6 protein-coding genes are annotated in these 8,799 nt (G+C 70.6%); 1 reads left to right on the plus strand and 5 read right to left on the minus strand.

Annotated elements, in window-relative coordinates; translation table 11 throughout:
• Positions 1–25: 25 nt before the first annotated feature.
• The 5 genes from ABTZ58_RS36700 to ABTZ58_RS36720 all read right to left on the minus strand — a co-directional run bounded on the left by ABTZ58_RS36700 (position 26) and on the right by ABTZ58_RS36720 (position 6,584).
• Positions 26–1,903, minus strand: a complete 1,878-nt coding sequence (locus tag ABTZ58_RS36700) for a discoidin domain-containing protein (protein WP_351366749.1) — start codon at positions 1,901–1,903, stop codon at positions 26–28.
• Between the two features lie 133 nt (positions 1,904–2,036).
• Complete coding sequence (locus ABTZ58_RS36705; RefSeq protein WP_351366752.1) at positions 2,037–3,395, minus strand: GH1 family beta-glucosidase; 1,359 nt, start codon at positions 3,393–3,395, stop codon at positions 2,037–2,039.
• Between the two features lie 29 nt (positions 3,396–3,424).
• Entirely contained in the window at positions 3,425–4,264 is an 840-nt protein-coding gene (locus ABTZ58_RS36710) for a carbohydrate ABC transporter permease (RefSeq protein ID WP_309097838.1), read from the minus strand.
• An 8-nt stretch (positions 4,265–4,272) separates the two neighbouring features.
• A complete protein-coding gene (locus ABTZ58_RS36715) occupies positions 4,273–5,262 on the minus strand; it encodes a carbohydrate ABC transporter permease (RefSeq protein WP_351366755.1) in 990 nt (329 codons plus the stop codon).
• 5 nt (positions 5,263–5,267) lie between these two features.
• Positions 5,268–6,584, minus strand: a complete 1,317-nt coding sequence (locus ABTZ58_RS36720; protein WP_351366758.1) for an ABC transporter substrate-binding protein — start codon at positions 6,582–6,584, stop codon at positions 5,268–5,270.
• 253 nt (positions 6,585–6,837) lie between these two features.
• Here ABTZ58_RS36720 and ABTZ58_RS36725 point away from each other — a divergent pair, with 253 nt between their 5' ends.
• Positions 6,838–8,640: a pectate lyase-like domain-containing protein gene (locus tag ABTZ58_RS36725; protein WP_351366761.1), complete on the plus strand. Its 1,803-nt coding sequence runs from the start codon at positions 6,838–6,840 to the stop codon at positions 8,638–8,640.
• Positions 8,641–8,799: the final 159 nt, after the last annotated feature.

An 8,799-nucleotide genomic window follows, 5' to 3' on the forward strand; every position in this document is an offset into this window, starting at 1 on the left:
ACGGTCCGGGGCGGGCCGTCCCGCGTCAGCCTTTCTGCTCCACCCGCACCCAGTCCACCTCCGCCCGCACTCCCCCGGCCGCGATCCGGTCCACGCTCGACTGGGGCAGGCCCCAGTACGGGGTCGTCACCTTGTTCCAGCCCGCCGGGTACGCGCCGCCCAGGGCCAGGTTGAGGATCACGTACTGGTTGTGGGCGAAGACCCACTGGCCGCGGGTGGACTCCAGTTTGTTGCGGGTCGTCTCCTGGACCAGGCGTTCGTCGACGAAGAAGCGCATCGTCGTGGGGGTCCATTCGACCGCGTAGGTGTGCCACTCGTCCGCCCGGCCGCCCCCGGGGTAGACCTGGCGGGCGCCGATGTTGCCGTCGGCCGAGTAGCCGGGGCCGTGCAGGGCGGTGCTGGTCCAGTCGGCGTATCCGATGTTTTCCATGATGTCGGTCTCGCCGGAGGACGGCCAGCCGACCGACGGGTCGTCGACGTCGCTGCCCAGCAGCCAGAACGCCGGCCAGAAGCCGTCGCCGACCGGGAGTTTCATGCGGGCGCTGACCTTGCCGTAGGTGAAGTCGAAGCGGGTGTGGGTGTCGATGCGGCCGGAGGTGAAGTCGTAGGTGGCGCCGCCGGCCTGGGTGCAGCCCTTGCAGTGCTTCGCCGACAGCACCAGGGCGCCGTTCTCCGTGCGGATGTTGTCCGCCGAGTCGACGTACGCCTGTGCCTCGCCGTTGACCGAGCCCATCTCCGTGCCGGTGCGCACCACCCGCCACTTGCCGCGGTCCAGGGCCGGGGTGGTGAAGTCGTCGAAGAACGTGGTGCGGTAGGTGCCGGACTGCTCGCCGGGGAGCGCCGGGTAGGCGGCCGTCGCGCTGCCGCCCGTGCCCCAGACCTCGAACTCGTAGAGGGAGTAGCCGAACTGGGCCGTGGCGGGTGCCGGGTTGTGGAAGGAGCGGCGCTCCTTGCCGAGCATGCGGACGTAGCGGCCCGTGACCGGCTGCGGGAGGCGGACCGCGTCGTGCAGGCCGACCGCCTCGGCCGGGGACTTGACGTTGGCGCGGCGGGAGGCCACCTCGGCGGCCGAGGGGCGGTACACCGTGCGCCAGCCGCGGTTGTCGTCGGAGACCTGCAGTTCGTAGTCGACGGCGTAGGCCGCCTCCCAGTACAGGTCGACCGAGTCGATCGTCGAGGGCGCGCCGAGGTCGACGGAGACCCAGCGGTTGGCGTTCCAGTCGCTCGACCAGCGGCTGACGTCGGCCTTCAGGTCCGCCGGCCGGCCGCCGTCCGTCACGAACGCCGGGGAGTTGCCCGCGTGCTGGTAGTAGTTCGCGTAGGCCGGGTGGTTCAGGGCGAGGTTGGTGCGGGTCGTGGACGCGGGGGCCGGTTCGCCGCCGTAGATCCTCATCGACCAGAGCGAGTAGCCGTAGGGGGTGGCTCGTTCCACGCCGCGCAGGCGGACGTAGCGGGCCGTGACCTCCTGGGGGTAGGTGTGGGCCGTGACCGAGCCGCCGGTTCCGGCCGTCTCGGTGAAGAAGGGCGTCCAGTCGGTGCCGTTCTTCGAGGCCTCCAGGACATAGCGCTTGCCGTACGCGGCCTCCCAGTCCAGCACGACCCGGTCGACGCGGATCGTCGAGCCGAGGTCGACGCGGATCCAGGCGGTGTTGGAGAAGTCGCTGGACCAGCGGGTGGAGCCGTTGCCGTCGAAGGCGCGGCCGGGGGACGTGTCGGCGTTCTCGCTGCCGGACGCCGTGACGGCGGCCGGGTTCACGGCGTAGGCGGCGGCCGCGCGGTCGGTGTCCCAGGCGGCGACCGCGGCCCGCGCCTCGGGGGCGGGTGCCGCGAAGGCGGGGCCCGCGGTCAGCAGTGCGAGGGCCGCGATGGCGGTCAGGAGGGTGCGGGGCGTACGGGACGGCATGGCTCTCCTCCGGTTCGGTCTTCTCATGACTCGTACAAGTGTGGCGTGTACCTGACAAGCAGGGGATCCAACGGGGTGGGTGAGCCGGGGTGGGCGTGGGCTCCCGCACCCCGCCCACCCCGGCGTTCGTGGCTCAGGCGGCTTCGCGCGCCCGGCTCCGGTGGGTCCGCACCACCTCGGCGTACCGGTGGCCCGTCCCCTTGATCGTGCGCTGTTGCGTCGCGTAGTCCACGTGGACCAGCCCGAACCGCTTCTCGTAGCCGTAGGCCCACTCGAAGTTGTCCAGCAGGGACCAGGCGAAGTAGCCGGCCAGCGGGGCGCCCCGGCGGGCGGCGGAGGCGCAGGCGGCGAGGTGCCGCAGGAGGTAGTCCTGCCGCTCGGGGTCGTCGACGGTGCCGTCGGGGCGGACGACGTCGGGGAAGGCCGAGCCGTTCTCCGTGACGTACAGCCGGCGCGCCCCGTAGTCCCGGGTGAGGCGGAGCAGCAGTTCCTCGATGCCGCCGGCGTCGATCTCCCAGTCCATGCCGGTGCGCGGGACGCCCTCCCGGCGGACGGCCCGGGCGTACGGGGCGGGACCTTCGGGGTCGTCGGCCACGGTCTGCGGGAAGTAGTAGTTCAGGCCCAGCCAGTCCAGGGGCGCGGCGATGGCCGCTGAGTCGCCGGGCTGCTCCGGGAGTTCGACGCCGTAGACCTCGCGCATGTCCTCCGGGAAGCCGCGGCCGTGCACCGGGTCGAGCCACCAGCGGTTGGTGTGGCCGTCCATGCGGCGGGCCGCCGCGAGGTCCTCGGGGCGGTCGGAGGCCGGGTGGATGGTGGAGAGGTTGTTGACGATGCCCACCTGGGCGCCCGCAGCCGCGGCCCGGATCGCCCGGGCCGCGAGGCCGTGGCCCAGCAGCAGGTGGTAGGAGGCGCGGACGGCGGCGGTCAGGTCCGTCCAGCCGGGGGCCATCTTGCCTTCCAGGTGGCCGATCCAGGCCGAGCACAGGGGCTCGTTGAGGGTGGCCCAGTGGGTCACGCGGTCGCCGAGCCGCCCGGCCACGACCGAGGCGTAGTCCGCGAACGCCAGGGCCGTGTCGCGCTCCGGCCAGCCGCCGCGGTCCTGCAGCGCCTGCGGCAGGTCCCAGTGGTAGAGGGTGACGGACGGGGTGATGCCGGCCTCCAGCAGGCCGTCGATCAGCTCGTCGTAGAAGGCCAGGCCCTTGGGGTTCACGGGGCCGTCGCCGCCCGGGACGACGCGCGGCCAGGCGATCGAGAGGCGGTAGGCGTTCACGCCCAGCTGCCGCATCAGGGCGATGTCCTCGCGCCAGCGGTGGTAGTGGTCGCAGGCGACGTCGCCGTGGTCGCCGCCGGCGGTCTTGCCGGGGGTGTGCGAGAAGGTGTCCCAGATCGACGGCGCACGGCCGTCCTCCGCCACGGCGCCCTCGATCTGGTACGCCGAGGTGGCCGTGCCCCACAGGAAGTCGTCGGGGAGGGCGGCGAGGTCGATGGTCACGGAAGTCCCTTCGAGAACAGGCGAGTCGGTCACTTGACGGCTCCTGCCGTCAGGCCGGCGACGAGATAGCGCTGGAGCAGCAGGAAGCCCGCGACGACGGGGACGCTGACGACCAGCGAGGCGGCCATGATCTGGTTCCAGTACACGTCGTTGAGGGTCGAGTAGCCCTGGAGGCCGACGGCGAGGGTGCGGGTGGTGTCGTTGGTCATCACCGAGGCGAACAGGACCTCGCCCCAGGCGGTCATGAAGGCGTAGACGGCCACCGCGACGATGCCCGGGACCGCCGCCGGCACCACGACCCGGAACAGCGCGCCGAGCGGGCCGCAGCCGTCGACCAGCGCCGCCTCGTCCAGGTCGCGCGGCACCGAGTCGAAGTAGCCGATCAGCATCCAGATGGAGAACGGCAGCGAGAAGGTGAGATAGGTGAGGATCAGGCCGCCGCGCGAGCCGAACAGGGCGATGCCCGTGGCGTTGCCGATGTTGACGTAGATGAGGAACAGCGGCAGCAGGAAGAGGATGCCGGGGAACATCTGCGTGGACAGGACGGTGACCGTGAAGACGCGTTTGCCGCGGAAGTCGTAGCGGCTCACCGCGTACGCCGCGAAGACCGCGATCACCACCGAGCAGACCGTCGCCGCGCCGGCCACGATCAGGGAGTTGACGAAGTAGCGCGCGAGCGGGACGGTCGACCAGATGTCGACGTACGGGCGGATCGTCAGCTCGGTCGGCAGCCAGCGGAACTTGCCCGTGACGTCCGCGAGCGGCTTCAGCGAGCTGGACACCATGACGTAGACCGGCAGCAGCACGAAGCCCGTCAGCAGCGTCAGGAAGACCCGCCGGGACCACAGGAAGGACCGGGGCGGGGCCAGGGGCGAACTCATGAGGCGGCCCTCCGTCCGCGCGAGGTCAGCACCAGGTACACGGCGGTCACCAGCAGCAGGAACAGCAGCAGGAGCACCGACATCGCCGAGCCCGTGCCGAAGTTCCACGTGACGAACGACGCCTGGTAGATGTGCACCGAGATGAGGTCGGCCGCCGTCGGCGCGGTCCTGCCGAACAGCACGAACGGCGTGTTGAAGTCGTTGAACGTCCACAGGAACAGCACGAGGACCAGGACCTGATTGACCGGGCGCAGCGACGGCAGGGTGATGCGGCGGATCTGCTGCCACACGCCGGCCCCGTCCAGGGCGGCCGCCTCGTACAGCTCGCGCGGGATGTTCTGCAGCCCGGCCATGACGATGAGGAACGCGAACGGCCAGCCCTTCCACACCGACACGGTCAGCAGCGCGATGAAGCTGTTGTCGCCGATGAGCCAGAAGGACGGCTTGTCGGTGAGGCCCAGCTGGTCGTGCAGGACGTGGTTCACCAGGCCGTTGTCGTGCTGGAACATGAACACCCAGGTGATGACGGCCGCGTAGACCGGCAGGGCGTACGGCACGAGGAACAGCGCCCGCAGCAGGCCGCGGCCCCGGAAGGTGTCCTGCATGAAGACCGCGGCGGCCGTGCCGATCAGCCAGCACAGGCCCACCGACAGCAGCGTGAAGGCGACGGTGACGAGGAAGGAGTGCAGCAGTGCCTCGCCGACGGGGGCGTCGAAGTCCACCGACACCTTGTAGTTGTCGAGGGCGGACCAGGGGGCGGCGCCCCAGTCGCGGATGTAGAACTGCGTGAGCTCCTTGAAGCTCATCACGACGCCGATCACCATCGGCACCAGGTGGACGAGCAGTTCGAGGAGCAGCGCGGGCAGGAGCAGCAGGTAGGGCAGGCCGACGCGGCGGATCCGTCCGGTGCGGCGGCGGGGGCCAGGCGACGCACCGGACGGGCTCGTGCGGACCGGCGGCGTGCCGGCTTCAACCGTGGTGGTCATGTCGTTCAGGCCGCCGGCATCTGCTGCTGGGCCTTCTCCAGGGCCGCCTTCACCGACGCGGTGGTGACGGCGCGTCCGGCGGCCGCGTCGGCGAACAGGTCCTTGATCGCCGTGCCGACGGCCGTCTCGAACTGGGACTCGTCGGCGACCTGCGGCAGCGCGACGGCGCTCTTGGCGAGGGTGTCCTTCAGGACGGCGTTGGCCGGGGTGGCGAACGCGGCGTCCGACTGGGCGGACTTCACCGGCGGGATCGAGCTGTAGGCCTTGTTGAGGATCTTCTGCTCGTCGTCGCCGGTCATGAACTTCACGAACTTGGTGGCGCCGTCGAGGTTGTCGGTGTTCTTGAAGACGGCGAGGTTGATGCCCGCGACCATCGAGTTGACCTGCTTGCCGGTGCCGGGAGTACCGGACTGCACGGGCACGGGCGCGACGCCGTAGTCGTCCTCGCTCATGCCCTGGGACTTGAGGTTGGCGGAGGCGGACTGCCACAGCAGCATCGCGGTCTTGCCCTTGGCGAAGTCGCTGACCGACTGGTTCTGCGCGTACTCGGCGTTGCCGGGCGCGATGACCTTGTCCTTGGCCATCAGGTCGACGTACTGCTTGACCGCGGCCACCGTGGCGTCGCCCGTGAAGTCCGGCTTGCCGTCGGCGGTGAAGAAGTCGGCGCCGTGCTGCTTGGCGAAGACGTAGGCGTGGTGGATGTTCTCGGACGCGTTCGAACCCTCGGCCCCCAGGCCCCACTTGCCGTCCTTGGAGAGCTTCTTCCCGGCGGCGACCAGCTCGTCCCAGGTGGCCGGCGGCTTGGAGACGCCCGCCTCGGCGAACATCTTCTTGTTGTAGTAGAGCGCGTACGCCATCGAGTACAGCGGCACCGCGGCCGGGTCCTTGCCTTCGGCTCCGGTGGAGCCGAGCGCCGAGTCGACGAAGCGGTCCCTGCCCCCGATCTTGTCGAAGTTCTTCGCGTCCCAGGGCAGCAGGGCGCCGGTGGCCTGGAGCGAGGCGGTCCAGGTGTTGCCGATGTTCAGCACGTCCGGGCCCTGGCCGGAGGTGGTGGCGGTGAGGATCCGGTTGAGCAGGTCCGACCAGGGGACGACCTCCAGCTTCACCTTGATCCCGGTCTGCTTCTCGAACTTGTCGAGTTCGGGCTGGAGGACCTTCTTGTCGATCTCGATGCTGGCGCCCTGGTTGGAGGCCCAGTACGTCAGTGTCTTGGGCGAGTCGTTGGACCCGCCGCCGGTGGCGGAGCCACCTCCGCAGGCCGAGGCCGCGAGGACGAGTGACAGGGTGACGGCGCCGGCTGCCGCGGCTCGGGTACTGCGCATGCTGCTCGTGTCCCTTCCGGGAGGACGGGAGTTCGCCCCCCAGACCGTGCTCCCCCGCCGGGAGGGAGCCGTCATGGCTTAATTTAGGACGTGAGTTAATCCGTGGAAGGCAGACACGTCAAGGGTTTCGACGCACTCTCCGAACTCTCGCCGCACCCCTTGACGCATCTGTTCCACGGATGAACTATTCAGCGGCGAGAGAGCGCTCCCCACACCCCACGCCGTTCACTTCCTGAACCAGGAGAGCCGCCCCATGCCCACCGACTCCCCGACCTCCGGCCTGCCCTCCCCCGGCCGCCGAGCCGTCCTCGGCGCCGCGGCGGCGGCCACCGTGCTCGCCGGCCTGCCCGGTACGGCCTCGGCCACCCCCGCCGCCGGCAAGCGGCCCGTGCGCAGGAAGCCGCGCGCCCTGCCCGGCGGCGGCGACCTCGGCCCGAACGTCGTCGTCTTCGACCCGTCCACGCCGAACATCCAGGGCAGACTGGACGAGATCTTCCGGCAGCAGGAGTCGGCCCAGTTCGGCACCGGCCGCTACCAGCTGCTGTTCAAGCCCGGCACCTACCACGGCCTCAACGCGCAGATCGGCTTCTACACCTCGATCTCCGGCCTCGGCCTCTCCCCCGACGACACCACGATCAACGGTGACATCACGGTCGACGCGGGCTGGTTCAACGGCAACGCCACGCAGAACTTCTGGCGGTCGGCGGAGAACCTGGCCGTGGTCCCGGTCAACGGCACCAACCGCTGGGCGGTGTCCCAGGCCGCCCCGTTCCGCCGGATGCACGTCCGCGGCAACCTCAACCTCGCCCCGACCGGGTACGGCTGGTCCAGCGGCGGCTACATCGCCGACAGCCGGATCGACGGCCAGGTGCAGCCGTACTCGCAGCAGCAGTGGTACACCCGGGACAGCGCGATCGGCGGGTGGCTCAACGGCGTGTGGAACATGGTGTTCTCCGGCGTCGAGGGCGCCCCCGCGCAAGGGTTCCCCAACCCGCCGTACACCACCCTGGCCACGACGCCCGTCTCCCGCGAGAAGCCGTTCCTGTACCTCAGCGGCAGCGAGTACCGGGTCTTCCTGCCCGAGAAGCGGACCAACGCCCGGGGCGTCACCTGGGGCAACGGCACCCCGCGCGGCACCTCCCTGCCGCTGACCCGCTTCTACGTCGCCAAGCCGGGCGTCTCCGCGGCCACGCTCAACCAGGCCCTGGCCGAAGGGCTGCACCTGCTGCTGACACCGGGCATCTACCACCTCGACCGGCCGATCCGGGTCGACCGGGCGAACACCGTGGTGCTGGGCCTCGGGTACGCCACGCTCATCCCCGACAACGGCGTCACCGCGCTGCGGGTCGCCGACGTCGACGGCGTCCGGCTGGCCGGGTTCCTCGTCGACGCCGGGCCGGTCAACTCCGCGACCCTGCTGGAGATCGGCCCGCCCGGCGCCGCCCGGGACCACTCCGCCAACCCAACCACCGTCCAGGACGTGTTCATCCGCATCGGCGGGGCGGGCCCCGGCAAGGCCACCACCAGCATGGTCGTCAACAGCCGCCACACCATCGTCGACCACACCTGGGTCTGGCGCGCCGACCACGGCGACGGCGTCGGCTGGGAGACCAACCGGGCCGACTACGGCGTCGTCGTCAACGGCCACGACGTCCTGGCGACCGGCCTGTTCGTGGAGCACTTCAACAAGTACGACGTGCAGTGGTTCGGCGAGCGCGGCCGCACGATCTTCTTCCAGAACGAGAAGGCGTACGACGCGCCGAACCAGGCCGCGATCCAGAACGGTTCGATCAAGGGCTACGCGGCCTACCGGGTCGGGGACAACGTGACCAGCCACGAGGGCTGGGGCCTGGGCAGCTACTGCTACTACAACGTCGACCCGACCATCGTGCAGCACCACGGCTTCGCCGCGCCCACCCGGCCCGGGGTGCGCTTCCACGACCTGCTCGTGGTCTCGCTGGGCGGCAACGGGCAGTACGAGTGCGTCATCAACGACACGGGGGCGCCCACGTCGGGGACGTCGACCGTGCCGTCGACGGTGGTGTCGTACCCGTAGGAACGGGCCGGCACCCATGGGAACGAGCCGGCCCCCGTAGGAACGGGTCGGCACCCGTAGGACCCCCCGGCCGGGCCCCTGCCCTCCACCGGGACCCTTGGGCCGGCCGGTCGAGCCGGAGGTGTAGATGAGGTAGGCGAGGTGCCCGGGGCCGACGGC

Origin of the sequence: Streptomyces sp. NPDC094143 (assembly GCF_040303825.1) — a bacterium.
Classification (GTDB): Bacteria; Actinomycetota; Actinomycetes; order Streptomycetales; family Streptomycetaceae; genus Streptomyces.

Bases quoted from the DNA above. Each gene is read 5' to 3' on its own strand.
- ABTZ58_RS36700 (WP_351366749.1), bottom strand. From the start codon at position 1,903: ATGCCGTCCCGTACGCCCCGCACCCTCCTGACCGCCATCGCGGCCCTC.
- ABTZ58_RS36715 (WP_351366755.1), bottom strand. From the start codon at position 5,262: ATGACCACCACGGTTGAAGCCGGCACGCCGCCGGTCCGCACGAGCCCG.
- ABTZ58_RS36720 (WP_351366758.1), bottom strand. From the start codon at position 6,584: ATGCGCAGTACCCGAGCCGCGGCAGCCGGCGCCGTCACCCTGTCACTC.
- ABTZ58_RS36725 (WP_351366761.1), top strand. From the start codon at position 6,838: ATGCCCACCGACTCCCCGACCTCCGGCCTGCCCTCCCCCGGCCGCCGA.